Below are 25,533 nucleotides of genomic sequence, written 5' to 3' on the forward strand. Positions count from 1 at the left end.
ATTTTATCGGGCGCAACGGATTAACCGCGCAGTTCCGCCCCCTGTTTGGCCGCCGCTGCGACGACCGCATCGGTAATCGCTTTGAGATCGGCGTCCTTATAGCTTTTGTCCTGCGGTTGCAGGGTCACTTCAATCGCTATCGATTTTTGCCCTTCGGGGACGCCCTCGCCCGTGAACAGGTCAAACACCCGCGCATCGACGATGTTGGCCTTGTCTGCACCCTTCACGACGCGCAGCAGGTCACCCGCCGCCAACGTTGTTGGAACGAGGAAGGCAAAGTCACGCGTGACCGCTTGCAATGCCGGTGGGGTGAAACTGGGCCGGGCGAAGTTGATCGCTCCCCCCTTTCCTTTACCGCCTGCCTTCTTTGCCGGGATTGCGTCGAGGTGAATGCCGCATGCCACAACGGGAACGTCAATTCCGAACGTGTCGAGCATAGCCGGATGAATGGCGCCAAAACTGGCAAGAACGTTCTTTGGGCCAAGCCGCAAAGTGGCCGATTGGCCAGGGTGATAAAAATCTCCGGCCTCGTCCATCACCATCAGTTTTTGAACAGGAGCCCCGGCGGCTCGCAACAGTTCCAAGCACATTGATTTGGCATCAAATGCGTCAAACGGAACAGCCTTGCCTTGGGCCCAATTTCGGTCTGTCTTGTTCCCCGCCATCACACAGACAAGCGCCGGATATTCACCATCAGCAAGATAGCGTCGGCCAATTTCGAACAATCGGATCGATGATCCACCGCGATCCAAGTTTCGCTTCAATGCGGATAGCAATCCGGGAAGAAGCGAGGGTCGCATGACCTTCAATTCTTCGCTGATTGGGTTTTCCAACGTCCAATGACCACCGCCGACCGTGGCCGCCTCAGCTTCGGAGATAAACGACCATGTGATGGCTTCATTTAGGCCCGCTCCCGCTGCAGCGCGGCGAAGTTTCCGCTCCAGCTGCTGCTCCGGTGTGGCCGTTGGTCGCGCGACGCCTTCCATGCGCGGCAGGGCCACACTTTCCACCGCATCAAGGCCGTGAATGCGCACAACCTCTTCGACCAGATCGGCTGGCCCTTCGATGTCATTGCGGCGCAGAGGACAGGTTACGTTCCAATCGTCTGCAACCGCGAAATCGAGACTTTCGAGGATGCGGCGCTGTTCATCGGCTGGGACGTCGACGCCGCCCAATCGTGCGGTCAGGCCGGTGTCGAATGCAACAACCTTCGCTTCGTTTGGCGCGGTACCGGCATGGACGTCTTCGCTTGGCGTTCCGCCCGCCAATTCGACGATAAGTCCGGTTAGGAGGTCAAGGCCATCTTGCAGGAATTCTGGGTCAACACCGCGTTCAAATCGGGTGCGGGCATCGGATGCCAAACCCAAAGTGCGCCCGGTTACGCCAATGCGTGACGGTTCAAAATAGGCGATCTCAAGCAAGACATCTGTCGTGTCGTTCTGAACCCCCGAATCCTCACCGCCCATAATGCCGGCAATGTCATGCACCTGAGTGTCGTCGGCAATGACAACCATACTGTCGTCGAGCGTGTAGGTTTTTTCGTTCAGAGCCAACACTTGCTCGCCATTCTTGGCTCTGCGCGCAACCACAGCGCCGGAAAGTTTGGCAAGGTCATAGACATGCGCGGGACGGCCAAATGTCAGCATGAGGTAATTGGTCAGATCGACCAAAAGAGAAATTGGGCGCTGCCCCGCACTGGTAAGCCGCTGTTGCAGCCAATCCGGCGATGGGCCATTTTTAACGCCAGTGATGACACGCCCGTAAAACGCCGGACACCCTTGGGCATCTTCCGTCCGGATCTCAACCGGGCAGGCACCGTTCGCGGCGAAGTTGGGAATGGCAATCGGTTTCAGCGTGCCGAGACCCGCCGCAGCAAGATCGCGCGCAATCCCATACACACCCATACAATCCGGACGGTTTGGCGTGATCGCCACATCAACAACCGGCGATGATCCGTGATAATCGGCAAAATTGTGCCCAACCGGCGCATCATTGGGCAATTCGATAATGCCGTCATGATCTTCGCCCAGCTCCAATTCTTTGACGGAGCACATCATGCCGTTTGATTCGACACCGCGAATGGCGCTCTTGCGAAGCTCCATCCCGTTGGACGGTACAACCGCTCCCGGTTGGCCTAGAACGCCTGTCATACCGGCGCGCGCATTGGGGGCGCCGCAAACAACCTGAAGCGGTTCGCCAGTGCCGGTGTCCACGGTAAGGACCTGCAACTTATCAGCATCGGGATGCTTCGCTGCTGTCAACACTTTGGCCACGGTGAACCCGGCAAGCCGCTGCGCTGGGTCTTCGACGCCTTCAACCTCCAAACCGATCGCGTTCAACGCATCGGTAATTTCAGACAAAGATGCATCGGTTTCGAGGTGGTCTTTTAGCCATGTGAGCGAGAATTTCATGACGATACTCCCACGCCGGCGGAAAGGGTCGGTTGGTCGTAGGGTGAGAAGCCGTAATGGGCCAACCATCGAGGGTCGCCGTCAAAGAACGCGCGCAGATCGTTCATCCCGTATTTGAGCATGGCGATCCGATCGATCCCCAAGCCGAAGGCAAACCCCTGATATTCATCGGGATCGACACCGGCCATCTCAAGAACGCGGCGATTGACCATGCCGCTTCCGCCCAATTCCATCCAGTCATGCCCATCGGCATCGCCGTGTCCGCCAACAACCCTGCGGTTGCCTTCATTCGAATAGCCGACATCGACTTCGACACTGGGTTCGGTGAACGGGAAATAGGATGGGCGAAGGCGCAAAGTGATGTCTTCGCGTTCAAAGAACGCCTTGAAGAAAGTCTCCAACGTCCACTTTAGATGGCCAAGGTGAATACCCCGATCTACGACCAAGCCTTCGACTTGGTGGAACATCGGCGTGTGAGTCGCGTCGCTGTCGCTGCGATAGACCCGGCCCGGCGCGATAATGCGGATGGGCGCGCCCTGTTCTTTCATACTCCGAATCTGGACGGGAGATGTGTGGGTCCGCAACAGCATCTTGCCGCCATCCGCCGCTGCATCGGGAAAATAGAACGTGTCGTGCATCGCGCGCGCGGGATGACTTTCATCCATATTGAGCGCGGTGAAATTGTGCCAATCGTCTTCGATCTCGGGACCGGTCGCAACCGCAAAGCCAAGATCGGCAAAAATCTCGGCCAATTCGTCCATCACCTGACTAACCGGGTGAATGGATCCTTGGGCCGTCGCCGGCGCGGGGAGCGTAAGATCGATCGTCTCACTGGCCAATTGCGCTTCCAATGCGGCCGATTCCAGCGCCGCTTTCTTCGCATCAATCGCAGTCGCCAATTCGCTGCGCACCGATTGAATGGCGGGAGCCGCTTCTTTGCGTTCATCCGGGCTCATTTGACCCAGAGTTTTAAGCGCCAAACTGACCCAGCCCTTCTTGCCGAGCGCGGCTACGCGTTGCTCTTCTAACGCATCGAGCGTGGTGGCCGCGCCAATTGCGGCGAGGCTTGCGTCTTTCTGGGATGTTAAATCGGTCATGTCTTGCCTGCTTCGGCCCTTGCTTGGGTAAGCCGGTCCGCTAGCGCCAATTGCGCTCACTTGCAAAGCGGCAATGGTGGTTAATCAGGATTCGCCGGATTCCGCTGCGTTGGTAGGGTCGTGAAGGCCCTGAACCGCTTCACCCGCAATCGCCATGCGCGCCTGCGCCGCTGCGACCAGAAACGGTTTGTCCAATTTCGCATACGCGCTTGGACTCATTCCCATGAAACGCTTGAAATCACGTACAAAATGGGCCTGATCATGGTATTGATAATCAAGCGTGCTGAGCCATTTCAGTGACGGGTCCATCATAAATTGCGACAGGGACCGAAGGAACCTTTGGCGCCGCAGCAGCAATTTGGGCGTAAAGCCAAAGGCTCTCTTGGACAAACGCTCAAGTGATCGGATGTTCATTCCCACTCGATCCGCCAGATCGCTCACCATCGACAGTTCGGGATCGACCAAAGCCGCATTGATTGCCCCAATCGCGCGCATGGCACCATTTGCAGGCGGTTCGCGCGGGATCAAACTCGCCATATGCGCTTCAATCAGAGCAAGTTCTTCGGCGTGCTCACCGCTGCTGTTGGCCAATGCCTTGGCCAAGGGTCGGAACGCAGTAAATGCCGGATCGGTGTTCCCGTCGGTTATGCAATCGGCGTAGTCAAAGGCAGGCGAATCGATAAGAGCGGCCCAGCCCAACGGCATCAACCCAATGCCCCAACTGCTGCCAGTGGTGATCCGAAACTTGGTCGCTCGGCTGGTTGGCCCCGTAACCGAAAATGCCGGCGAATAGGCAAGAGGGTCATCCCCCACTGCCGATTGCGCCCAGCCGGAATCCATAAACCTTAGGTTGGGCCATTCGGGATGAAGGTAGTCTTCCAGCACCTGCTCATGCGGCGATGTGGTCGCCTGAGTGTGGTAATACGTAGTGACGAAAGGGGCCAACTCTGCGCTAGGCAGCGCAAACCTGATAGCAATCGCATTGCCCAATTCAGCGTGCACTGATCGCTTCCTTTCCTCCTACCAACCCAGCACCAATCGGATGCAAAGGTCGGGCAACCCCAGTCTTGGGCCTTGTTACAGCCGCCTAAGCCGTACTTGAATTTGGGTAGGGAAACGAAAGGGAAACTGCAACTTTCCCGGCCACCGATTGCTCGCCGTGTTAGTCGGCCTCTCGAACAGGTTGGTCCAAGGTTTGTGCCGCACTGCCCCAAACCCGGGCGCGCGCTTCCATAAAGGAAGCCAAAATCGGATGATCAAGCGATGCGTATTTGCTGGGCGTCATCGTCATGAATTGGGTGAATTCACGCGTGAACTGAGCTTGATCGTGATATTCTTCATCCATCGCCTCTGTCCAACGCGATCCTTGCTGAAGCATAAAACTCGATAGGCTGCGCATGAAACGTTGGCGGCGAAGCAGCAATTTGGGCGTGAAGCCGAAATAGCGGTGGCACATGCGCTCCAAGGTGCGGATACTCATTCCGCATTGTGCAGCCAAATCACCCACCACATGATGCTCTCCACTGACCAAAGCGGTGTGGATTCGCATAATTTTGGGCTCGTCACGATTGGGCTTCATCAACCGCTCCAAATTTTCATGGAGAAACGCCAATTGATCTTCGGTCGAGATCGAAGGATCGCACAACACATCGGACAAGCAGTCGAATTTCGAAAAGACGGGATGTTTGGCCCCGTCGCACACCGAATTCGTCAGATCGACCGCATCGGCATCCACAAATCGCGCCCACCCCAAAGGCAAGAATCCGATGCCCCACATGCGGGTCGTCGACAATCTAAACTCACACGGGAGCGAGCTGGGCCCAGTCGCGGTAAAACGCGCGCCTTCTGCCACGGAATCGCCAATTTTCGCGCGCGGCGCGGAATGACCGAAAAAGCGGATGTTGCCCCATTCGGGTTGAAGATAATCCTCGATCGAGGTTCCATCTTCGCAATCGAAAGCGAATTGATAGAAAGTCGTGAAGCAACCATCGAATTGCGGCGGCGGATTGTAGAAACGGCTGCGCACCAAATAGCGCGAATCATCGCTGCGCGATTCATCTTCGGCCCTGACCCGGAATGTGCCTGACGGTTCCCCCATCCGCTCGGTCTGACCGATTTGGCGCGATCTTACAAGGCTCGTGGCGCGATCTTACAAGAAGTAACAGGTTTGCGATGTTGCTCGCTGCCCGCACTCTCAATCCGCGGCCTCTTTTCCAACAAAAAGGGCCTTGGAGCGGATGATCGCGCCAAGGCCCTTTTCAATATCGTTGTGAACCCGCAATCAACGTTGACGAACAACGTTGCCTCGCGCGGTTACACGCGCATTACGCTTCGGCGGGAAGCGCGGCTTTCGCCTGAGCGATAACCGTTTTGAACGCTGCTTCTTCGTTCATGGCCAAATCGGCCATGACTTTGCGGTCCAATTCAATACCCGCAAGCTTCACGCCGTGCATGAATTGCGAATATGTCAGACCTTCGGCGCGAACAGCCGCGTTGATGCGTTGAATCCAGAGCGCGCGGAAGCTGCGCTTCTTGGCTTTGCGATCGCGATACGCATACTGACCGGCCTTTTCGACCGCTTGGCGTGCAACGCGAATGGTGTTTTTGCGGCGGCCGCGATAGCCTTTGGCCTGTTCGAGTAGCCGCTTGTGTTTCTGGCGCGTGGTCACGCCGCGTTTAATGCGAGGCATATCTTTATCTCCTTAAATGGCGTGATCAGTTGAGGCCGTATGGCGCCCATTTTTTGATCGTGCGGCAATCAGGATCCGAGGCAACCGAAGTGCCGCGATTTTGACGGATATACTTTGCATTGTGGCTCATCAGACGGTGACGCTTACCAGCGACGCCGTGCTTGACCTTGCCAGTTGCGGTGATTTTGAAGCGTTTCTTCACACCGCTTTTGGTCTTCAGCTTGGGCATTTTCATCTCCTTTGATCAGAGACACGTCAAACCAGCCCTGGCAGCCCTATTAGCCAGGCCGATCGCTTGATTCGTGTCGTTGAAGGAGCGCCCAATAGTCGCGGGGGGCGCAGGAGGCAAGCGTTTTACGCGGCGCCAACCTCGAATTGCGCGTGAGGGCAGCCATCTAGGCCACCGCCCCACGCTGCGATCAATCTCCCGAATAGATCGGTCGACCAGTCTCTTTGATCCATTGCGCAAAGTTTCCATGCGCAATTGGCTCGGCACCCTCTGGTAAATCAGCCGTCCAAATATAGGCCTGCGCCTCGGTCTCACCGAACCCGTCCCATCCATCCACTTGCACGGGCTGACGCGTGTAATCCGCCCCTTCGAACGCGTCGACCGCCGCAATATCGACCGCCGATGCGTCGTGGATTGCACCGTGCACAATCGTCGCAAAACGCGCTTGTGTTGGGATCAACGCAGGATGCCAGCCATTGGGAGTAGGGATCGCATACAGCGCGCCTTGAACCGTGGCAGGCGCACCCATTCCCAGCCCCGCGAGAAACGGCCAATCGCCGCCATCAGGGCCAAGTCCGTCTTGCAGAACGCCGTAAAAGAAGAGGTGTCGTGAGCGGGTCATGGCCGATCCCATACCCAATAGCTCCGAGCCTGTCTAAGAGCGGCAACTATCAGCCATCACCGAACTATCCGTGATAGGCCGAAATTGGGGTGAAAGCGGAACGTCTGCAAATGGAATGGCGGCCTCTGAAATGGGCCTAGTTGAGCCAAGCGATCTTCGAGCTCTTCAACTCTGTATCTGGCATGAGATCATGGGGTAGTGCCCCATCCTGCTAACAAAGCCTTGATTGCGTTCGATAGGTATGGCCTCACGTCCTTGCCCGTTCTCACGCTGTGGAGCGTCGCCTCGGCGACGAGAGAATTGATAAAAGAAGCCGCCAATTGGACATCCTCGATCTCGACCGCGCGGTTGTCTCTCGCCTCTTCCAGTAACTCGCGGATCCGAGCGATGCCGATTCTATCTTCAATTTGCCGCGCCTTTTTGTACCCCAACGCCGTAGGACCAATGTCTAGAAGTATAGCGGCGGTGGATTGATTCTGAATTTCAGTCAGCCATGCGATGCAACCATCTCTCAAGCGCAACATGGGAGGTTCGTCCGGGCAAACACCACTGAACGCTCGTTCAATCGTGGTCTGGGACTCGTGCACATAGATTGCTTCGATGATGTCATCCTTGCTTCGAAAGTGATGATACAGCGCCCCTTTGCTTAGGTCGGTTTCTTCTAGCACTAGCTGAACGGTCGTCGCACCTAGCCCACGGGACAGAAGCGAGCTGCGAAAGGTCTCGAGCAATCTGGCCCTAGTCGTGGCTGACTTGTCTTTCTGGTTGACCATGACGGTGTCTTTACACAGCTCCCAAAGCATATAAAACAGACCATAGGTTTGTTTTTAGAATGAGGCATCAGATGCGCACCTACATCGAAAATCTGGGCAACATGTTTGGCGCTTGGAATACCACCGACGAAAAAGAACAGGCACGTCTTGCGGAGGCTGCCCTGGAACACAACGTCCATTTCGTCGACCCGAACCACAATATCGTCGGTCGTGGCGCGTTTCTGGAAATGGTCAGGGCAACCCAGACCAAGTTCCCCGGACTGCGCTACGGGCCGTCATGCGAGCCTCAAATACAGAACAACTTTTGTCGTTATCACTGGGCAATACACAGCGGTGAAAAACAGGTTATGACTGGCTTTGACGTTACAGAAGTGACCGATGCTGGCAAAATAATGAAGGTAATCGGTTTCTTCGGTGAACTCGAAAGAAATATGTCTGCGCCAGTGAGCTAATCTGGCGTATCCAATCGTCTACAACTGGGTCGCTAGCAGAATGCCCGGTCTTGAGGCCAAGCAAGCGATAACAGACGCCCCTACCCCATCGCTTCCAACGCTTCCTCTAACCGAGCTGGTTCGCCCAGCATCAATTGGTATTGAAACGTCGGGTCAAAGCGGTTCTCTCAGTCGCTCTCAATAGACGCGATATCGGAGGTTCTAAACCGCATAAATGACTTGCAGCGCCGCTTTGGACGGTTTGGTCAGCATTGGCGGCACGCATCCAATTGCTTAGCCGGTTGTCGGTTGATAAACCCGGATGATGGACAAGCCGCCTTCCCCGTCCGACCTATGGCAGCATCCCAGCGTGCGCGTTTCGGCGGCGGTGGCGGTGGCCGGCCTGTATGCACTTTTGTGCTATGCTTTGGTCGAATCCGTTTTGGGCGGCCTCGGCTTGATCAGCGTGGTCTTTGCGATACTTCAGCCCGCGATCATATCAGCATTTGTCGCCTATATCGGCGATCCAATGTACCGCCGGACGCGGTCCTATTACCTGTTGGTGCCAACCGCGCTCACCGTAGGGATGATCGTCGTGGCCGCGTTTTTCTTGCAAGAGGGCGTCATTTGCATCGCGATGCTTTCACCCTTGTGGTTGGTAAGCGGGACAACCGGGACCTACATTCTAACCAAGGTCCGCAAACGTCCGCAGTCACGCGATGAAGACGTCGCCGTCTTTCAGGCTAGCGCATGGCTTTTGGTGCCACTCATCATGATCCCGGTGGAGCAATCGATACCATTGCCGACCGCCGAATACACGGTCACTCGATCGATCGACGTCGATGCAAAACCTGAAAACGTGTGGGAATTGATGCAATCGGTGCCCGACCTGTCACCCGAAGAGGGCCGCTGGAATCTCTCGCAGGATGTCATCGGCGTACCGCGCCCCGTAGAGGCCAGCCTAGAGGGACAAGGCGTTGATTCTGTTCGCCGCGCTCAATGGGGTGAGGGCATCATGTTTGAAGAGCATGTAACCACATGGTCGCCAGAGAAAGAGATCGCTTGGGATTTCGTCTTTCCGCAAAGCGATGCTTGGGATTTCACCGACCGACACCTTCACCCTGACAGCGACTATATGCGGATCGAGACAGGGGGCTACACCCTCGAACAGCTTGGGCCAGAGCGGGTGCGTTTAACGCTGCATACGACGTATAAGGCCCGCACCGCACTCAACGCATACGCATCGCTATGGGGCGAGTTCTTTTTGGGCGATATTCAATCAAACATTCTGGCGGCCATAGCGGACCGGGCCGAGGCCCAATAAGCAGCACCTACCCCATCGCTTCCAACGCTTCCTCTAACCGCGCCGGTTCGCCCAGCGCCAGAACGCTGCCATCGGAGTTCGCGTCCAGCGGGTTGCCTTGCCAATCACTCATCAACCCGCCTGCGCCTTCTACGATCGGAACCAAAGCGGCGTAGTCGTAGAGCTTCAATCCGGCCTCGCACACAATGTCGAGATGGCCGCTCGCCAGAAGGCCGTAATTGTAGCAATCGCCGCCCCACACCACCATTTGCGATGTCTGCGCGGCAAGCGACATGAACGCGCCCGCCTGATCGTCGGTGAAGTATTGCGGCGCGGAAGATGCCAAGCTCGCATTAGACAATTCATTGCAAGAGCGCGTGCGCACCGGCAGGCCATTAAATGTGGTGCCTTCGCCAATCCGCCCGGCCCATCGTTCCCCCGCGATCGGTTGGTCAATGACACCCAAAACCGGCCAGCCGTCCTGCAACAAAGCGATCAACGTCCCGAATATCGGGCGACCCGCCATGAAACTGACTGTGCCGTCGATCGGGTCGAGCACCCATTGCCGCCCGGCCCCTTCATTGCGAGTGCCATATTCTTCGCCGATGATACCGTCATCGGGACAATGTTCCTCAATCAACACCCGCATCGCCGCCTCCGCGGCGCGATCGGCCTCCGTTACTGGAGAATTGTCGGCTTTGCGCTCCTGCTCCCACGTTCCGCGGAACATCGGCCGAATGGCATGACCCGCTGCATCAGCAAGAGCATTGGCAAGGGCGAGATCGGATTTGGTCATCGAAGATTCCTGAATTGCTGATGGCCGGATACTGCGCAATTGATCCAATCTCCATCGGTTTTGGCCAAGCTGCAGTAATTTAGTGACATGCCAACGAGAATTCGTCAGGGCTAGTGTCATGACCAAGGCTTCGAAATCGTTGGCGGGCAATTTGGCCAGTAAAGCGACGACGGGTCCAGCAACCAACGGCACCGGCCATCAGCCGCTCCGTTCTGAGACAGGAACGGCGGAAGATGGCACGCCGCTCGCATTCAATCGCTGTTCCGATGACCGGATCCGCCCATGGGTGGGCCGATCCATGGTCGTCTTTGCCTACTCCAAATCCGCCAAGGATCAGCAACAGGCCATGGTTTATGGGCAATTGTGCAATGATTGCGCATATTTGCGCACCGCCGTTGGCGTGAATTGGACAGCAGGGACCGCGCAAGGCCCGATGGAATTTCGCGACGAAACCTTTCTGTGCGGCCAACATTCCACTGTCATGCCTTTGCGATATGCCGGCGGGATAAAAGTCGCCGGTCTGATGCTTCGCCCTGGTGCATTGCGCGCCTTGTTTGGGTTGCACGATGGCGAGATGCTCGACCGGATCACATTGATCAAAGATGTGGGCATTCCCGACCGAGAGGTCACCGGATTGTTCAACCTTGATTCCAATCCGAGCGATTGGCTGGAGGCGATCGAAGATTGGTTGGCCGATTACGTTGTCAAAAACGGAATCGCCCCGCCCGACCCATTGTCGCAAGCGTTAGAATTACAGGCTTTCGCCGACCCCAACTGCGTGCTCAGCGAATTTGCTGAAGAGCAAGGTGTTTCACCGCGAACCGTCGAACGGGCTGCAAAACGCGATTTCGGGCTGACGCCCAAACAGATCATGCGACGTGCGCGGATCCTTGATCTGGCTGCGCAATTGTGCGGCGTTGCGGATGAAGAAGAAGAAGAGATCATTCTTCGCTTCTTTGATCAGGCGCACCAAATCCGCGAATTCCATGCATTTTTCAATATGACGCCCGGTGACTTTGTCGCTCATCGCGCGGACGGATCCGGGCGATCGGCGCTTGTCACACTCAGCCTTGAGATAAGGCAGGCACGGCGATTGGAATTGTTGGATCGGATTAGGCCGGGTGCCGTGCGCCCGTGGATGCGACGCGCATTTCTAGACGCTGCTGAATAGGATTGCTGTTTAGCGGTTCAACGCGCGGGGGCTGCAACCTTTGCCGCCCCGATCAACCGCACAATCCCTAACCCGTCAATCAAACAGGCTCGACACGCTGCTTTCATCCGCAATTCGGCGGATCGCTTCACCCACCAATGGGGCCATGGTCAAAATCCGGATGCGTTCCGATTTCTCAGCCGCCTCTGTCGGACGCAGAGAATCGGTTATCACAAGCTCTTTGAGCTTTGATCCATCGATCCGGGCAACCGCCCCGCCCGACAAAACGCCATGGGTGATGTAAGCGGCGACCGACTTTGCGCCATTCGCCAACAAAGCTTCGGCGGCGTTGCACAATGTTCCGCCGGAATCGACGATATCGTCGATCATAATGCAATGGCGGCCTTCGACTTCGCCGATGATGTTCATCACTTCGCTTTCACCGGGGCGGTCGCGCCGCTTATCGACGATGGCAAGCGGCGCGTTGTCGAGCCGCTTGGCCAAGGCGCGAGCCCTAACAACACCGCCCACATCGGGGGAAACAACCATCAAATCCTGATCGCCGTAGCGCGCCTGAATATCGGCGGCCATCACGGGCGCGGCGTAAAGGTTGTCTGTTGGGATATCGAAGAATCCCTGAATCTGGCCCGCATGCAGATCGACGGCCAACACCCGATCGGCCCCGGCTTCGGTGATGAGGTTCGCCACCAGTTTGGCCGAGATCGGCGTGCGCGGGCCGGGTTTTCGATCTTGGCGTGCGTAACCAAAATACGGAACAACCGCCGTAATCCGCTTTGCCGAAGCGCGGCGCAGCGCGTCGATGCAAATCAACAATTCCATAAGGTTGTCGTTCGCGGGAAAGCTTGTCGGCTGGACGATAAAAACGTCTTCGCCGCGCACATTCTCGTGAATTTCGACAAAGATCTCTTCATCGGCAAACCGGCGGACACTGGCATCGGTCAATGGGATTTCAAGGTAGGCCGCAATCGCGCGCGCAAGCGGAAGGTTCGAATTGCCCGACATGATTTTCATGGATGCGTTGTCCCGTCTTTAAATGATGCAAAATGGCCTAACGATGGAGACTAGAAACGCAACAGAGCCAGAGCATTTGTCGACGGGTCAGCGCATGGCATGCGCCTGACAGACGGTGGGTTACGATATTTCAACAGCCATTCCTTACATTGGCCCGCTCATCAATCGAAGAAAGCTTGGAGTGCGCGCAATGAACTATATTCTCGTCGGAGGAGTGGCTTTGGCCGTGTGCGTGGGCGGGTATGCGTTTTACGGGCAAAACTCGAACACCAGCCCGGATTATGAGCGCGGCGAAATCTTTGCCAAATGCGACAGAGATTATCTCCAAAGCGCGCGGCATCTCGGCTTCCGCGCCTCTGCCAGCGAGTGCGAATGTTTTGATGACAAGTTGCAGCAGCTGACAGCCGCACAACGAAGAGCCGCCTACAAATCGCTAGAAGATCGATTGACCTTGGCGTTTATGGGCAAAGCCGGCGCACAAGTTGATGGCACGAATGTCACCTATGATGACGACAGCCTTGGCCGGGTGAGCGCCAATGTAACGATCGAGACCAGCGGCACGGCTATCATGCAGCAATGTTCCATGTTTTGAGGGCTGGGAGCAGGCAGTCCGTTAGTCGAAAAAACAACGATAATAGTCGCCTTTTAAGTGGCGACACTCCACCAACACGCCTTCGAATACATTCCTAATTCTCTCTTGAGCGGTGGATTGCCCCGATTCTTCATCGATCGCATTGATTAACATCACTTCGCCGGATGGATCATGGACGATGCCAGACCAACTGCCCAAATAGCCATCGGGATTGAACGCAATCCGGATGGGAGGGCCAAGATCGACCGAATAAGTGATCCGATCCACCTTGGCGAAAGAGACTTGCGTTGGATTCGCGTGAACATTGGCGATGATCGCTTCGTACTGGTCCTGCTCAGTCAGCAACAGGGCATGAGTGCCAATTTCTTTGCCAGCGAAGAACAGCGGACCGGCCAGCATTACTAGAACGACAAAGGCTGCAGGGGCCGAGACCAGCAGACCGGCCCGAAAGGGGGTCGACTTGCTGTTCCGCAACAATTCTAGACTGCGGATGAAATATAGAACGGTTAGACCAGCGACAGCTATCCCAGTTATGGGAAGGACGATGACAAATAGAAGAAAACCAACTCCGACGGACGATGAACCGACAAAGCCGATTGCCAGCAAAACGAAAGCAGCAATGCCCACCATCCTGAGCAGCGATTTGACATAGTCAGACACGCTCAGAGATCCTCGGCGTTCTTCGGTCCAACGCGTATTCGTGCTTCGTGTGCGAGGACCCAAGTCCTTGGGTTATGTCCGCACTCAATTGCTGTGCGGTTCGATCCGGTGGTGCCCCTTGATCCAGCGTACTGTGCCGGACGATGCCCGCATCACCACGCTGTCTGTGGTCATAATCGTCGCGCCGGTTGATTTCTTACGCTTTTTCACCCCGTCGAGCAGAGAACCATCGGTCACGCCGGTTGCTGCAAAAATGCAATCACCCTTGGCCAGATCGTCCAGCTTGTAGATGCGGTTCAGGTCAGTGATGCCCCATTTCTTGGCACGCGCCTTTTCATCATCGTTGCGGAAAACCAGGCGCCCATTGAATTGGCCACCAACGCAACGAAGAGCCGCCGCCGCCAGCACGCCTTCGGGTGCGCCGCCTTGGCCCATATATATATCGATGCCGGTGTCTTGATCCGTCACCGCGATCACGCCGGCAACATCGCCATCACCGATAAGGTACACACCGCAACCCAGCGCGCGCAATTCAGCGATCAGATCGGCATGACGCGGGCGATCCAACACGCAAACATTGATATCAGCCGGTGCCTTACCCTTTGCCGCCGCAACCGCTTTCACGTTGTCCGATGGCGATTTCGCAAGGTCGATCACATCAGCCGGCAGGCCCGGGCCCACAGCAAGCTTATCCATGTAAACGTCTGGCGCGTTCAAAAGGTCACCCTCTTCCGCCGCCGCCAGAACAGCCAAAGCGTTCGGACCGGCCTTTGCCGTGATGGTTGTCCCTTCTAGCGGGTCGAGCGCAATATCAATTTTTGGGCCTTTGCCCGGCGCGCCGCCCACTTTTTCGCCAATATACAGCATGGGCGCTTCGTCGCGTTCGCCTTCGCCGATGACGACGGTGCCATCCATGTAAAGATTGTCAAAAGCCCGGCGCATCGCCTCAACTGCCGCGGCATCGGCGGCTTTTTCATCACCGCGTCCGATCAATTGCGCCGCCGCGACTGCGGCCGCCTCTGTCACGCGCACCATTTCAAGCACGAGGACGCGATCAACGGCGTTCTCTTGATCCACGTCTTTTGCGGCGAGCACATCTGTGTCAGTAGGGGTGTTCATGCGAAATTCAGTCCTTTTGGCCATTGCCTGTCGTCCCGCGCTTAGACTTGGAGGAACGCGCTTGTCGAGCAATGCTGTCCCCCTGTTACCAATTACAGTCAAGACTAGCGCGATTGCGGGGGTGTTGTTGCCCGCGTTTATTATATCTTCGCCGCTATGCGCACAGGATGACGCCACCGTGACGGCACCGCAATCCAGCGCGACAACCGCCGCGGAGAGCGAACCGGCACCGCCTGCCCGCCCCCGTCGGGAGTTTATCGATCTGTCGGTCACCGTCCCGCGCGAAGAATCTGATCGATTGCTCGAAGAAGATTGCGAAGAAGAAGCGGACGCTGCGCGGATCGCCAATGAAATCGTCGTGTGTCGCCAGTTGGGGGAAGCATCCGATGGGTCTTGGAATAAAGAAGCATGGGAACGCGATTACGCACGCCGCACCCAAGGGGGCCGGACACCCGACACGTTTGGCATTGCCAATCATGGCAATGCCATCGGCTTCGGATCGGTCCCACCACCTGCCCTCATCATCGACGTCGAAGCTCTACCCGAAGCGCCCGAAGGAACCGATGCCGATCGGATCGCGCGCGGATTGCCGCCCCTTGGCCGAGACGCCGAACCCACGCCCGAAGAGATCGCCGAACGCCGCCGGGCGCTCGGTCTTGAGGCACCGCCCATCCCCGAAGACTAAGGATCAAACAGGAGATCGAATGCCCCCCCGCTCATTCCCCCGCTCCCAACACGCCATGCTACCTGCATTGGACCACCTCCCCCGATTGGGGCTGGCAACCCTTTGTCTTGCCCTATCGCATGCAGCGATTGCGGCACCGGCCGCTGCGCAAGCGCCCGATCGAATTGATCTTTTGGCCGCGCAGGAGCCGTTTGAGCCCGACGAATTCGCCGTCGAACAATGCGAACGCGATGCCGATGCAGCGAAGATCGCAGGCGAGATTTTGGTGTGTCGCGACCTGACCGAAAACACGGACGGCTATTGGGACAAGGAAGCGTGGGAAAAACGTTACGGCGCCGAAACTCAGGGGCGCCAACCGCCGGATGTTGATGGAACCGGTCTGCCCAATGGCATGGTGCCGCTGGTAACAATCCGGGCCTGTTTCATTCCACCATGCCCAACAGAGCCCGCGATCATGATCGATTTTGACGAACTGCCCGATGCACCGGGCGGTTCAGATGCTGATCGAATCGCTCACGGTCTGCCCCCGTTGGGCGATGATGGAGATTTGGGCCGAGGCCCGATCAGCGAAGAGGAATTGGTCCTACCGCCTGCTCCAATGTTTTGAAGGGCACCGTTCTAGATTTTGCGCCTTAGTTTGGCAGAATCGGAAGAACGAGTGGCTCTCCGGTCAAACTGTCGGATCCTTTTAGCAGTTCCAGCGCGCGGCGAACATTTGCCTCGCGCCCTTCGTGTGTAACCATCGCAACCAACACTTCACCGCCATCACCGTGGCGACCTTGTTGGATCAAGCTTTCAATCGACACGTCACCATCACGCATGGCGGCGGTGATTTCAGCCAGAACCCCGGGGCGGTCGTTGACGGTGAAACGCAGATAGGTGCGTTCGGTGCGGTGTCCCGGATCAGCAGGGCCAAGCGAGGCTAGCTGCGCCACTGGGATAGAGAATGGCGCGCCGGTTTCAGACTGACGTCCGGAAGCACGCGCAATATCGATCAAGTCGGCAACGACCGCGCTGGCCGTTGGGCCATCGCCTGCGCCGGCACCTTGAAACAGCAAACGTCCCGAAAAATTGCCCTCTGCAACCACAGCGTTGGTCGGACCATCAACCGGGGCAAGCGGGTGATCTTTGGCCACCAAGCAGGGGCGTACGCGCTGAAGCAATTTGGCCGTGCCGGCTTCGTCTTGGACGTCAGCTTCTGCGATCAAACGGATGACAAAGCCCAATGCGTCGGCCTGAGCGATGTCGGCGGCGCGGACTTGAACAATGCCGTTCACATGGACGGCATCGAAATCAACTTTCGCGCCGAATGCTATGGCTGCGAGGATCGCCAATTTATGCGCGGCGTCGATGCCCTCGATGTCAAAGGTAGGATCGGCCTCAGCGTATCCGAGCGCTTTCGCCTCATCGAGCGTTTCCGAAAAATCGGCGCCGGTCGCTTCCATTTCCGACAGGATGTAGTTGCAGGTGCCGTTGAGAATTCCGTAAACTTTGGTCAGCGCGTTGGCGCTCGTGCCTTCACGCAAACCTTTGACCACGGGAATTCCGCCAGCGACCGCGGCTTCGAATTTCAGAGCAATGCCTTGCGCCTCGGCCTGTTCGGCAAGGGCGAGACCGTGATGGGCGATCATCGCTTTGTTGGCGGTGACAAGACCTTTGCCGCCCGAAAGAGCCGCTCGCGATAGAGCCAATGCAGGTCCGTCCGAGCCACCAACCAATTCAGCGACCACATCGACATCGTCGCGCGCGCCCAACGCGGTCATGTCGTCTTCCCACGCATAGGGAGCGATATCGACGCCGCGATCTTTGGATCGGTCCCGCGCGCTAACGGCGGTGACTTCAATCGCGCGGCCGGCGCGCGCAGCGATCAATTCACCGTTGGCCGCCAACAGACGCATGACGCCAACACCCACGGTGCCAAGACCAGCAATAGCGATGCGAAGAGGGGGAAGGGCTGTCGTGGCCAAAGTGCTGCTCCGGAAATGTTTGAAACACGGCGACTATGGTGCGTCGCAACAGGGCACGCGATTAAGGGTGCAGGCTTGATCGTCAAGCAGCGATTTCTTGTCCAATCGATACACAGGCTAAAATCACCCGTCTTTTAGCCTCGTATTGCCCCGCGCGTTACTCTGCGCTGGTGATCTCGCGGGCGCAGGTGCCCAATTCTTGCCGCACGACGGCGTAGTCCGCATCCGCAAGGCGACGCGACGCTGGGTCGCGGGCAAGGTTTGCGCTGCTAGGTAAGGATTTCGGCAAGGCACAGGCCAAGCGATACCAGCGCAGCGTATCCCGACGCGGCGCGCGCGCCGACGAATCAATGATCTCACCCCATGACACGCCCCATACCGGGCGTTGACCGGGCCGGCGCAGAACAGTGATCGAAACCGGCGATTGATCGCGTGTTTCAAGAAAAATCTGCGTTTCCGATTCGCCCGATAGTGTTCCGGGTACAGCCAATGCATCGCGAATATTCGTGACCACAGGTGGGGCATCGCGTGCCACCATATCGGTTAGGATGGGACGAATGCGCGCCTCAATATCAGGAGAATATTCGAGCATTGCATTGCGACCGGTGAGTTGAATTGTGCCCCTGCGCCCCGGCACGGCATCCGCAAACAGCAGCATAATGCGATTCTTGTATTTGTCCGGCTTTCCACGGGCATTCAAAGGCACATCAATCAGAAAATCGAGCGATTCGCCCACTGCGGTTGACCCTGAAAGGAGTGCCTGGGTGCGGGCCTCTATATAAAGACGTGCGAATCCCGGGGCCAAACCGGGGGACCGTTCCGGCTCAACTACGGTCTGACGGCGAATCTCTGCGCGGATCACAAGGTCACTGCGCTCCGCCAAACTGGCTATATCTGCGTATGTTGCGACCTGCGAAGCGGTCACAGGGTCAACAACATCGGGTTGTGCAGAATTTTGTGCCCATGCCGGGGTGGCGCCGAACGAAAGGCCAACCACACCAATGCATATGGCGGCTAGTCCTTTGTAACTAGGTGTTAAATTTGTGTTAATGAGCGCCATCGTCCAGAATTCCTATATTGCGCTTGGGCTTATCTTTGGGCGCCTATTCTTTCAAGATGGTCCACAGTGAATCGATCCTGAACCGTAAAAGCGTTTGATTGCCTAGGTGTTGACCGTTAAAGCCGTTGTTTCTTGCTACGAGGTTGGGGACAAGGTCGTAGCAGGAGGATCGTTTTGGATGCATCTTTGGAAGAGATGTTACGAAGCGATCTGCTGGGACTAAATTTCTGGCGAGCGCTCACCGGGTTGACGGGCGTCGCACGTGAACATTTAAGCTCCAGCGGGAGATACAAGATTCTGGGATTCACTGCCCGGGTCTAACTCAGAATTTTTGATGCGAATCGTTTGATTCGGATTTGAAATCTGGAGGCGGCCCGAGACGTGATAATTGTGTCGGATACCTATCCGACTGGACTATTGGAGAGAAAGCGACTGGATGGCCTACGCTGACCAACAAATGGGTGGAAACAGGGTTGTTTCCATTATCATAGTGGCGCTGATCCATGTGGTGATCGGGTACTTGCTCATCTCTGGCCTGGCCATTTCGGCTGCAAAACAGGTTATTGAGCGGGTTACTACGGTCGACATTGAGGAGCCCCCACCCCCTGAAGAACCGGACGAGCCGCCGCCCGAGCAACCAGAAGAAGTGGCTCCGCCACCTCCGGTAGCTCCACCGCCGCCGATCCAGATCGCACCGGCTCCGCCGCCGATCCAAACGCAACCAACGATCCCGCCGCCTGCTCCGCCGGCATTGGTGATCCCGCCACCTGCACCGGTGGCTCCTCCGGCTCCACCGCCGCCGCCTTCTTTGGCGCAAGGTGCGACGACCCGGAACGAGCGCCGTTGGGCAGGTCGCATTCAAGACAATTATCCTTCGCGCGCTCTGCGTGAGGAAGTGGAAGGCACTGTGGGTGTTCGCGTTACCGTGACCCCGAATGGCCGCGCCACCAATTGTTCGGTAACCGGTTCCAGCGGATCGAGCGTGCTCGATCAGGCTGCATGCCGCGGAATGGAGCGTTACGCGCGCTTCAATCCAGCCTTGGATGCTGCCGGAAACCCGACAACGGGTTCCTATTCCACGCGGATCACATATCGTTTGAATTGATGAATTTTCGGCGAGATGTCGGCTTGCACATCGCAACCGAGATCTCGCTGAGACCCTATTTTAAGAGGATTACTCGCAATGAACCTTTACTATATCGCAGCCGTCGCTGCCGTCGAAACTGAGGCACCGGAAAACAAATTTGGTTTCTGGGAAGCTATGAAAGAAGGCGGCCCCGTCGCTTGGTCGATCCTTGCCGTGATGATCATCATGTCGGTTGGTTCGTTCTACATCTTGTTCACAAAATATTTCGAGCAAGGCAAAGTGATGCGTCAGTACAAAGCTGTTCAAACCAGCTTCTGGCGTGCCCCAAGCCTCAAAGAAGGCGCAGCTAAACTTGAGAAGAACAGCGCATGGCGTCAGGTTGCTGACGATGCGATCTCTGCTCAAGAGAAGCACGGCAAGATGACCGACAAACTCGAAGCGCACGATTACATGCACGGTTCGCTTCAGCGTTCTGAAGATTCGATCAACTCGGTTCTTTCCGGCGGCCTGTCGTTCCTCGCATCGGTTGGTGCTACTGCACCGTTTATCGGTCTGCTCGGTACCGTGATCGGTATTTACCGCGCTCTCATCAACATCGGTATTTCCGGTTCGGCTTCGATCGATAAGGTTGCTGGTCCGGTTGGTGAAGCCTTGATCATGACCGCGATTGGTCTGCTTGTGGCTGTGCCTGCTGTGCTTGCGTTTAACTGGCTCCAAAGCCGCAACCGTCGCATCGCTGAACTCCTCAGCAGCTTCTCCACCGACATCCTTGCTTTCATCAGCTCGGACGGCGCCGTGAAGCCAACTGTGACAGCTGCTCCTAAAGCCGCTGCTAAGCCTGCCGCTAAGCCAGCTCCGGCTGCTAAGAAGTAAGACCGCTTTGATCTTCCGGGGGCGCGATGCGCGTCCCCCGAGGGACCAATTGGTTTGCAAATTCAAGCCCACCCCAAGACCAGAGATGGTTCTAACCAGTGGGCTTTTGAACAAGCGCTCTTTTGAGCAGTAAGGGAATTAACAATGGCGATTTCGACGGGAGGTGGGGCCGAAACCCCGATGTCCGACATCAACACCACGCCACTTGTGGACGTGATGCTGGTTCTCCTGATCATCTTCCTCATCGCGGTTCCGGTGGCGATCCAGACGATCGAAAAGCTTGAGATTCCGGTTTTTGTATCGGTTGAATCAAAAGACAAAGTTGAAAACCTGTTGCTGACCGTCTCCACGACGGATGAAAACGGCAACACTGCAGGTCCAATCAACACTGGCTTTCAGGGTGCATCGCGCACCGGTGAATGCCGGGTCTATTTCGGCAATGTCACTCCGGTGACATCGCAGGAGCTTTACGATCAAGCGTTCGCACGTCTTGACGCGATCGTTCAGGCCGCTGGCGGCGTGGAAGCGATCATGCAGGATCCCGATTTGATCCCACAGGTCCACATTCGTGCAGACGTAAATGCACCGTGGCGCTGTGTGGCTGGCACGATCTACAACGTGCAGGCTGCGGGTTATCCGACGGTCGGCTTTATCTCGAACCCGGTTGAACCCGGAATTTAATCAGACCAACACCTTTAATGGTATTGGAATCTAAGGAGTAACTGACATGGGTATGTCCGGAGGCAAACTCGACGGCGAACCGATGCTGGATATGAACATGACGCCGTTGATCGACGTCTTGCTCGTGCTGCTCATCATGTTCATCATCACCATTCCGGTGGCAACGCACTCGGTCGATATCGATCTTCCGCAGGGTGATCCACCACCACAGGATATCCAAATCGACCCGGTTAAGAACAAACTCATTCTTACCCAAGGCGAAATCATCCTTTGGAATGCTGAACCGATAACACCAGGGCAGCTTCAAACACTTTTGGCAGAAACCACCGCCATGGCGGTTGAACCAGAATTGCAGTTCGAACCAGAAGCTTTGGCGAGCTATGACCTTACAGCGAAAGTGCTGCAGATCATCAAATCGTCTGGCGTCACCAAATTCGGATTTGTCGGAAACGAGAAATACCGGGTCTTTGGATCAGGTTCAGAATAACCAGACACGCTTCGAAGTTTAGGCTTTGAATGTTGAGAAAAGGGCGTTGCGGGCAACCGCGGCGCCCTTTTTCTTTGGTCTCATCAGTCCCAAGACCTGCGTTGAGATCGGTACGCGTTAGGCAACCTATTGGTTATGCTATACCATATCACCTATGATCAAGGGATGGGTCAGTATGCGGCCCCAAACTTGGTCCCGTAGAATGAGAGAGGATAGGCAAATGCCAAGAACCGTAACCCGCCCTAACAAATACGGCCCCCAACACTCCGGCCCTCAACCGGGAATGAACGTCACCCCCTTTATCGACGTGCTGCTTGTCCTTCTTGTCATGATGATCTTGGCAATTCCCATTCAAACTCACCAAACAACGGTGGATCTGCCGGACGGCACCCAAAGGTCAATCCACCCTGTGCTGGCCGAAAACACCGTGTTCATCGACGCTTCCGATCAGATTTTCTGGAACGGATCATCGGTAACAAACGATCAATTGCGCGCCCAAATCACCGCTGCCAGCGCCATGGAAGAGGAACCATTGCTGCGCTTTGAGCCCGCCGGATTGGCCAGTTACAACGCGTCGGCACAGGCCATCACGCTGATCAAAGAATCGGGGGCAACACGCTTCGCCTTTGTAGGTAATGAGCGATATCGCGCACTGGATTGATGGCGATCTAGGCCGACGGAGGGGCGAGCATGCCGCAACCTATACGCAAACACGTAAAAGGCTTGCGCCGTGCCAGCCCCTCCATCGTGCCCAAATTTGAGATCGGCGCGCCGATCTCGCGGATTGATACGCGGCCGATGGTGTTTGTTTTCGCAATGATCTTGCTGTTTGCCGTCATTTGGAACGCTGCGCAGGAACGTACACATGCCCTCTTAGTCGACCTCCCACGCTGGCACGCCCCGCCCAATTTTGGCCAGGCGTATATGGGCCCTGCGTATATGGTTGTCAGCATTGGCCCAAAGGGTGGGCTGGCACTCGACGACGTGCCTGTAACGCTCGACGGTCTTAGCCAGGCAATACTCGCTAAGGGCTTTGATTGGCCTATCGTTATGCTGGAAGCTAAACCGAATACCGCTTATGGTCGAGTGGCATTGGCACTTGGCAAAATTCGCGAGGCTGGCGTGGCACAAGCTGACATTTGCTTTGACCCCTCACAGCTAGAGGAGCACCGCTCCTTCAAAAAGACAAGTTTTCAATCGGCATCCGCGATCATTGAAGAAGAAGGTCAATTGCCGAGGGAATTTGTTCCATTTTTGCCTAGCGGGTGCGACCATGTCTATGACTCACGGCTTGTATATTAGTCCCCTTCGCGTCCTTCACCCGGCTCAATCCGCATAGCATCGCCGATCAGGCCTTCCGCCTCCAACAACAGCTCATCATCCACCGCGCCTTGCGGCACGGCCTCGCGGCCGATCATTGTCATCACCGGCACGGCCAGCGGGGACACGCGGTCAAGCTCCACATGGACCAATTCATGCTGGGATCGCTCCAGCAAATCCGCAAGTCGCCCCACATCCGTCATCCGTGCGCGGGCATCGGCCCATGCGGCTTCCAACAGGACATGATCGGGCTCATATTTCTTGAGCACATCGTAGATCAAATCGGTTGAGAAGGTGACTTGTTTGCCAGTTTTGCGCTTTCCGGGGTGCTGGCGTTCAACCAACCCGCTGATCACGGCGACTTCGCGGAACGCGCGGCGCAACAAGTGACTTTCGGTCACCCACTCAGCAAATTCATCGGTGAGAATATCGGGCGAAAGCAACGGCTTTGGATCGTCGACCGGCTTTAACCCCCACACCGCCAAGCAATAATCATTCGCCACAAATCCGCCGGGCATCAAACCGCGATCCTCCATCCGACGCGTGATCAACATGCCCAGAGACTGGTTCGCGTTCCACCCTTCGAACGTATAATAGGCCGTGTAATGCTTGCCCCCCCGCGGGAAACTTTCGACCAGCAGTTCGCCCGGTTTGGGCATGCGGCTGCGATAATCCTGAACCTCCAACCATTCGCGCACGTCATCGGGGAACCGGCCCCAGCCTGCACGGTCATCCAACATCGTCTGAACCCGCGTTGCCAAATGCGCCGTGATCGGAAGTCGAAGCCCGCCATAAGAAGGGATGGTCGCCGATTTCTTGGCCGCACGGACAATCACGTCCATGTCTTTAAGGCTTTCCACCTCTAGGCTCATGCCCGCAAAAAAGAACGTATCACCGGTCGACAATTGAGCCGCGAACCGTTCCTCAACCTTGCCCAATTTGCGGCCATTCTTGAAACGCACCATCAACATTTCGGAATCGACAATGATCCCGGCGTTCATTCGGTGCCGTTGTGCCTGTGATGGGTGGGCAAGCCGCCAAACTCCCGTCTTATCACGAACAATCCGTTTGAACTTGTCGTAGGCGCGCAGGGCGTATCCGCCGTTCTCGACAAAGCTAAGCACGCGTCCCAATACCGTCTCATCCACCCATGCGTAAGCCAGCGAAGATTGCAGTTCGCGCAGCAGATCACCCTCATCAAAGGGACCCGCACACGCGCACGCCATCACGTGCTGTGCCAACACATCAAGGCCGCCGGCGCGAAAATCCTCCCCGTCGCGCTGACCCTCATCGACGGCATCTTTGGCGGCCATCGCTTCGAGAAATTCAAATCGATTGCCCGGCACCAAAAGCGCCCGCGATGCCGTGTCGAGACGGTGGCCTGCGCGGCCAATTCTTTGCAGTAGGCGAGACGATCCTTTGGGCGCACCCATTTGCACGACCAAGTCTATATCACCCCAATCCACTCCCAAATCGAGGCTGGCGGTGCAGACCAATCCGCGCAATTCCCCCGCCGCCATCGCGTCTTCGACCTTGCGCCGCGCTTCCTTGGAGAGGCTGCCGTGATGGACCCCGATGGGCAGGTGATCTTCGTTCACATCCCAAAGGCATTGAAAGATAAACTCGGCCAAGAACCGCGTGTTGGTAAAGATCAACGTGGTTCGGCTTTCTTTGATCGCTTCGTATAGCTGATCGACGGCCCATCGCCCGGCATGTCCTCCCCACGGCACGCGCTCTTCGATGGGCAATAAGATTTGCAAATCGGCCGGTGCGCCTTCTTCACCGAGAACCAAATCCGCCGCTTTTATTTCGCCGGTTCCATCTGCGCTTTGCGGGTTGAGCCATTCCTGAAACGCCAGCGGATTGGCCAATGTTGCGGACAACGCGACCCTTTGCATATCGGGCGCCAAGGATTGAAGCCGGGCGAGCGACAACGCCAAAAGATCCCCACGTTTGCCGGTGGCAAAGGCATGCACTTCATCAATGACAATCCGTTTCAACGTGCGAAACAGATCGAGACTTTCGGGATAGGACAGCAGCAGCGAGAGAGACTCAGGCGTGGTCAGCAACACATGCGGTGGCTTCTCACGTTGGCGTTTCTTGCGATCAGAGGACGTGTCGCCGCTGCGCGTTTCGACCCGTATGGGGAGGCCGATTTCCTCAATCGGCGTGATCAAATTGCGCTTCACATCATGTGCGAGCGCTTTCAACGGCGACACGTATAGTGTGTGAAGACCATCTTCGGGGACATTCCCATTGCTGGCTGCGAATTCGCACAAGGTCGGCAAGAAACCGGCTAGCGTTTTGCCCGCTCCAGTATCCGCAACTAGCAAAGCGTTCTTGCCCACGCGCGCCTTAGCTAGCATGTCCGATTGATGACGGCGGATCCGCCATCCGCGCGCGTCAAACCACCCTTGAATTTCGGGCGGTACAGATGGGGAGCTGTGCGAAGCGGGCGCGGCCTTCAT

General features: G+C 56.6%; 27 protein-coding genes. 12 read left to right on the forward strand and 15 right to left on the reverse strand.

All coding sequences use genetic code 11. From position 1 onward, the window contains the following. Positions 1 to 20 precede the first annotated feature (20 nt). The 8 genes from pheT to BQ8290_RS08370 form a co-directional block, all read right to left on the reverse strand. On the reverse strand, positions 21 to 2,411 hold the full coding sequence (gene pheT / locus BQ8290_RS08335) for a phenylalanine--tRNA ligase subunit beta (RefSeq protein ID WP_108789236.1): 2,391 nt from the start codon (positions 2,409 to 2,411) through the stop codon (positions 21 to 23). Further along, complete coding sequence (pheS, locus tag BQ8290_RS08340; RefSeq protein ID WP_108789238.1) at positions 2,408 to 3,508, reverse strand: phenylalanine--tRNA ligase subunit alpha; 1,101 nt, start codon at positions 3,506 to 3,508, stop codon at positions 2,408 to 2,410. The genes pheT and pheS overlap by 4 nt, the downstream gene beginning before the upstream one ends. An 84-nt stretch (positions 3,509 to 3,592) precedes the next feature. Beyond that, positions 3,593 to 4,510: a helix-turn-helix domain-containing protein gene (locus tag BQ8290_RS08345; RefSeq protein WP_108789240.1), complete on the reverse strand. Its 918-nt coding sequence runs from the start codon at positions 4,508 to 4,510 to the stop codon at positions 3,593 to 3,595. Positions 4,511 to 4,670: 160 nt separating this feature from the next. Continuing rightward, positions 4,671 to 5,606, reverse strand: coding sequence for a helix-turn-helix domain-containing protein (locus tag BQ8290_RS08350; protein ID WP_108789242.1), 936 nt, complete (start codon positions 5,604 to 5,606; stop codon positions 4,671 to 4,673). Positions 5,607 to 5,832: 226 nt separating this feature from the next. Beyond that, positions 5,833 to 6,198 (reverse strand): 50S ribosomal protein L20, encoded by a 366-nt coding sequence (gene rplT, locus BQ8290_RS08355; RefSeq protein ID WP_108789244.1) that lies wholly within the window; start codon positions 6,196 to 6,198, stop codon positions 5,833 to 5,835. 25 nt (positions 6,199 to 6,223) lie between these two features. Next, complete coding sequence (rpmI, locus tag BQ8290_RS08360) at positions 6,224 to 6,427, reverse strand: 50S ribosomal protein L35 (RefSeq protein WP_108792157.1); 204 nt, start codon at positions 6,425 to 6,427, stop codon at positions 6,224 to 6,226. Positions 6,428 to 6,617: 190 nt separating this feature from the next. Next, the gene (locus BQ8290_RS08365) at positions 6,618 to 7,049 is read right to left on the reverse strand and encodes a gamma-glutamylcyclotransferase family protein (protein ID WP_337661228.1); all 432 of its coding nucleotides are present in this window, start codon (positions 7,047 to 7,049) and stop codon (positions 6,618 to 6,620) included. Between the two features lie 188 nt (positions 7,050 to 7,237). Next, a complete protein-coding gene (locus BQ8290_RS08370; RefSeq protein ID WP_337661229.1) occupies positions 7,238 to 7,822 on the reverse strand; it encodes a TetR/AcrR family transcriptional regulator in 585 nt (194 codons plus the stop codon). Between the two features lie 71 nt (positions 7,823 to 7,893). On the opposite strand from BQ8290_RS08370, the gene BQ8290_RS08375 reads away from it, so the two are divergent. Together BQ8290_RS08375 and BQ8290_RS08380 are read left to right on the forward strand one after the other, a co-directional pair. Continuing rightward, on the forward strand, positions 7,894 to 8,274 hold the full coding sequence (locus BQ8290_RS08375) for a nuclear transport factor 2 family protein (protein ID WP_337661230.1): 381 nt from the start codon (positions 7,894 to 7,896) through the stop codon (positions 8,272 to 8,274). A 301-nt stretch (positions 8,275 to 8,575) separates the two neighbouring features. Then, entirely contained in the window at positions 8,576 to 9,577 is a 1,002-nt protein-coding gene (locus tag BQ8290_RS08380; RefSeq protein WP_108789252.1) for a hypothetical protein, read from the forward strand. Positions 9,578 to 9,584: 7 nt separating this feature from the next. On the opposite strand, the gene hisN is transcribed toward BQ8290_RS08380, so the two are convergent. Then, positions 9,585 to 10,352, reverse strand: a complete 768-nt coding sequence (gene hisN / locus BQ8290_RS08385) for a histidinol-phosphatase (protein WP_108792159.1) — start codon at positions 10,350 to 10,352, stop codon at positions 9,585 to 9,587. A gap of 118 nt (positions 10,353 to 10,470) precedes the next feature. On the opposite strand from hisN, the gene BQ8290_RS08390 reads away from it, so the two are divergent. Beyond that, entirely contained in the window at positions 10,471 to 11,523 is a 1,053-nt protein-coding gene (locus BQ8290_RS08390; protein WP_108789254.1) for a helix-turn-helix domain-containing protein, read from the forward strand. Between the two features lie 75 nt (positions 11,524 to 11,598). On the opposite strand, the gene BQ8290_RS08395 is transcribed toward BQ8290_RS08390, so the two are convergent. After that, entirely contained in the window at positions 11,599 to 12,534 is a 936-nt protein-coding gene (locus tag BQ8290_RS08395; RefSeq protein WP_108789256.1) for a ribose-phosphate diphosphokinase, read from the reverse strand. A gap of 190 nt (positions 12,535 to 12,724) precedes the next feature. On the opposite strand from BQ8290_RS08395, the gene BQ8290_RS08400 reads away from it, so the two are divergent. Next, complete coding sequence (locus BQ8290_RS08400) at positions 12,725 to 13,126, forward strand: hypothetical protein (protein WP_108789258.1); 402 nt, start codon at positions 12,725 to 12,727, stop codon at positions 13,124 to 13,126. Positions 13,127 to 13,147: 21 nt separating this feature from the next. On the opposite strand, the gene BQ8290_RS08405 is transcribed toward BQ8290_RS08400, so the two are convergent. Both BQ8290_RS08405 and glpX read right to left on the reverse strand, forming a co-directional pair. After that, on the reverse strand, positions 13,148 to 13,786 hold the full coding sequence (locus BQ8290_RS08405) for a hypothetical protein (RefSeq protein ID WP_337661231.1): 639 nt from the start codon (positions 13,784 to 13,786) through the stop codon (positions 13,148 to 13,150). Between the two features lie 84 nt (positions 13,787 to 13,870). Then, positions 13,871 to 14,905: a class II fructose-bisphosphatase gene (glpX, locus tag BQ8290_RS08410; RefSeq protein WP_108789262.1), complete on the reverse strand. Its 1,035-nt coding sequence runs from the start codon at positions 14,903 to 14,905 to the stop codon at positions 13,871 to 13,873. Positions 14,906 to 15,032: 127 nt separating this feature from the next. On the opposite strand from glpX, the gene BQ8290_RS08415 reads away from it, so the two are divergent. Continuing rightward, the gene (locus tag BQ8290_RS08415; protein ID WP_337661232.1) at positions 15,033 to 15,590 is read left to right on the forward strand and encodes a hypothetical protein; all 558 of its coding nucleotides are present in this window, start codon (positions 15,033 to 15,035) and stop codon (positions 15,588 to 15,590) included. A gap of 19 nt (positions 15,591 to 15,609) precedes the next feature. Beyond that, positions 15,610 to 16,197, forward strand: coding sequence for a hypothetical protein (locus tag BQ8290_RS08420; protein WP_337661233.1), 588 nt, complete (start codon positions 15,610 to 15,612; stop codon positions 16,195 to 16,197). A 25-nt stretch (positions 16,198 to 16,222) separates the two neighbouring features. On the opposite strand, the gene BQ8290_RS08425 is transcribed toward BQ8290_RS08420, so the two are convergent. Together BQ8290_RS08425 and BQ8290_RS08430 are read right to left on the reverse strand one after the other, a co-directional pair. After that, a complete protein-coding gene (locus BQ8290_RS08425; RefSeq protein ID WP_108789268.1) occupies positions 16,223 to 17,557 on the reverse strand; it encodes a homoserine dehydrogenase in 1,335 nt (444 codons plus the stop codon). A gap of 157 nt (positions 17,558 to 17,714) precedes the next feature. After that, positions 17,715 to 18,554: a hypothetical protein gene (locus tag BQ8290_RS08430; RefSeq protein WP_337661234.1), complete on the reverse strand. Its 840-nt coding sequence runs from the start codon at positions 18,552 to 18,554 to the stop codon at positions 17,715 to 17,717. A 499-nt stretch (positions 18,555 to 19,053) separates the two neighbouring features. Between BQ8290_RS08430 and BQ8290_RS08435 the strand changes: the two genes are divergently transcribed. The 6 genes from BQ8290_RS08435 to BQ8290_RS08460 all read left to right on the forward strand — a co-directional run bounded on the left by BQ8290_RS08435 (position 19,054) and on the right by BQ8290_RS08460 (position 23,047). Next, on the forward strand, positions 19,054 to 19,722 hold the full coding sequence (locus tag BQ8290_RS08435) for an energy transducer TonB (protein WP_337661235.1): 669 nt from the start codon (positions 19,054 to 19,056) through the stop codon (positions 19,720 to 19,722). Between the two features lie 78 nt (positions 19,723 to 19,800). After that, complete coding sequence (locus BQ8290_RS08440; RefSeq protein ID WP_108789270.1) at positions 19,801 to 20,577, forward strand: MotA/TolQ/ExbB proton channel family protein; 777 nt, start codon at positions 19,801 to 19,803, stop codon at positions 20,575 to 20,577. A 144-nt stretch (positions 20,578 to 20,721) separates the two neighbouring features. Further along, positions 20,722 to 21,258, forward strand: coding sequence for an ExbD/TolR family protein (locus BQ8290_RS08445; protein ID WP_337661236.1), 537 nt, complete (start codon positions 20,722 to 20,724; stop codon positions 21,256 to 21,258). Between the two features lie 46 nt (positions 21,259 to 21,304). After that, positions 21,305 to 21,745, forward strand: coding sequence for a biopolymer transporter ExbD (locus BQ8290_RS08450; RefSeq protein WP_108789272.1), 441 nt, complete (start codon positions 21,305 to 21,307; stop codon positions 21,743 to 21,745). 220 nt (positions 21,746 to 21,965) lie between these two features. Continuing rightward, positions 21,966 to 22,406 carry an ExbD/TolR family protein gene (locus BQ8290_RS08455; protein ID WP_337661237.1) on the forward strand — a complete coding sequence of 147 codons (441 nt, stop codon included), beginning with the start codon at positions 21,966 to 21,968 and terminating at the stop codon, positions 22,404 to 22,406. A gap of 29 nt (positions 22,407 to 22,435) precedes the next feature. After that, a complete protein-coding gene (locus BQ8290_RS08460) occupies positions 22,436 to 23,047 on the forward strand; it encodes a biopolymer transporter ExbD (RefSeq protein ID WP_108789276.1) in 612 nt (203 codons plus the stop codon). On the opposite strand, the gene BQ8290_RS08465 is transcribed toward BQ8290_RS08460, so the two are convergent. Next, positions 23,044 to 25,533, reverse strand: a complete 2,490-nt coding sequence (locus BQ8290_RS08465) for a ligase-associated DNA damage response DEXH box helicase (protein ID WP_108789278.1) — start codon at positions 25,531 to 25,533, stop codon at positions 23,044 to 23,046. The two genes, BQ8290_RS08460 and BQ8290_RS08465, sit on opposite strands and share 4 nt — an antisense overlap.

It is taken from the genome of Erythrobacter sp. Alg231-14 (genome assembly GCF_900149685.1).
GTDB lineage: Bacteria > Pseudomonadota > Alphaproteobacteria > Sphingomonadales > Sphingomonadaceae > Erythrobacter.

Coding starts and splice junctions, on each gene's coding strand:
- pheT (WP_108789236.1), bottom strand. CDS start 2,411: ATGAAATTCTCGCTCACATGGCTAAAAGACCACCTCGAAACCGATGCA.
- pheS (WP_108789238.1), bottom strand. CDS start 3,508: ATGACCGATTTAACATCCCAGAAAGACGCAAGCCTCGCCGCAATTGGC.
- BQ8290_RS08350 (WP_108789242.1), bottom strand. CDS start 5,606: ATGGGGGAACCGTCAGGCACATTCCGGGTCAGGGCCGAAGATGAATCG.
- rplT (WP_108789244.1), bottom strand. CDS start 6,198: ATGCCTCGCATTAAACGCGGCGTGACCACGCGCCAGAAACACAAGCGG.
- rpmI (WP_108792157.1), bottom strand. CDS start 6,427: ATGCCCAAGCTGAAGACCAAAAGCGGTGTGAAGAAACGCTTCAAAATC.
- BQ8290_RS08365 (WP_337661228.1), bottom strand. CDS start 7,049: ATGACCCGCTCACGACACCTCTTCTTTTACGGCGTTCTGCAAGACGGA.
- BQ8290_RS08370 (WP_337661229.1), bottom strand. CDS start 7,822: ATGGTCAACCAGAAAGACAAGTCAGCCACGACTAGGGCCAGATTGCTC.
- BQ8290_RS08375 (WP_337661230.1), top strand. CDS start 7,894: ATGCGCACCTACATCGAAAATCTGGGCAACATGTTTGGCGCTTGGAAT.
- BQ8290_RS08380 (WP_108789252.1), top strand. CDS start 8,576: ATGATGGACAAGCCGCCTTCCCCGTCCGACCTATGGCAGCATCCCAGC.
- hisN (WP_108792159.1), bottom strand. CDS start 10,352: ATGACCAAATCCGATCTCGCCCTTGCCAATGCTCTTGCTGATGCAGCG.
- BQ8290_RS08390 (WP_108789254.1), top strand. CDS start 10,471: ATGACCAAGGCTTCGAAATCGTTGGCGGGCAATTTGGCCAGTAAAGCG.
- BQ8290_RS08395 (WP_108789256.1), bottom strand. CDS start 12,534: ATGAAAATCATGTCGGGCAATTCGAACCTTCCGCTTGCGCGCGCGATT.
- BQ8290_RS08400 (WP_108789258.1), top strand. CDS start 12,725: ATGAACTATATTCTCGTCGGAGGAGTGGCTTTGGCCGTGTGCGTGGGC.
- glpX (WP_108789262.1), bottom strand. CDS start 14,905: ATGAACACCCCTACTGACACAGATGTGCTCGCCGCAAAAGACGTGGAT.
- BQ8290_RS08420 (WP_337661233.1), top strand. CDS start 15,610: ATGCCCCCCCGCTCATTCCCCCGCTCCCAACACGCCATGCTACCTGCA.
- BQ8290_RS08435 (WP_337661235.1), top strand. CDS start 19,054: ATGGCCTACGCTGACCAACAAATGGGTGGAAACAGGGTTGTTTCCATT.
- BQ8290_RS08440 (WP_108789270.1), top strand. CDS start 19,801: ATGAACCTTTACTATATCGCAGCCGTCGCTGCCGTCGAAACTGAGGCA.
- BQ8290_RS08445 (WP_337661236.1), top strand. CDS start 20,722: ATGGCGATTTCGACGGGAGGTGGGGCCGAAACCCCGATGTCCGACATC.
- BQ8290_RS08450 (WP_108789272.1), top strand. CDS start 21,305: ATGGGTATGTCCGGAGGCAAACTCGACGGCGAACCGATGCTGGATATG.
- BQ8290_RS08455 (WP_337661237.1), top strand. CDS start 21,966: ATGCCAAGAACCGTAACCCGCCCTAACAAATACGGCCCCCAACACTCC.
- BQ8290_RS08460 (WP_108789276.1), top strand. CDS start 22,436: ATGCCGCAACCTATACGCAAACACGTAAAAGGCTTGCGCCGTGCCAGC.
- BQ8290_RS08465 (WP_108789278.1), bottom strand. CDS start 25,533: ATGAAGGCCGCGCCCGCTTCGCACAGCTCCCCATCTGTACCGCCCGAA.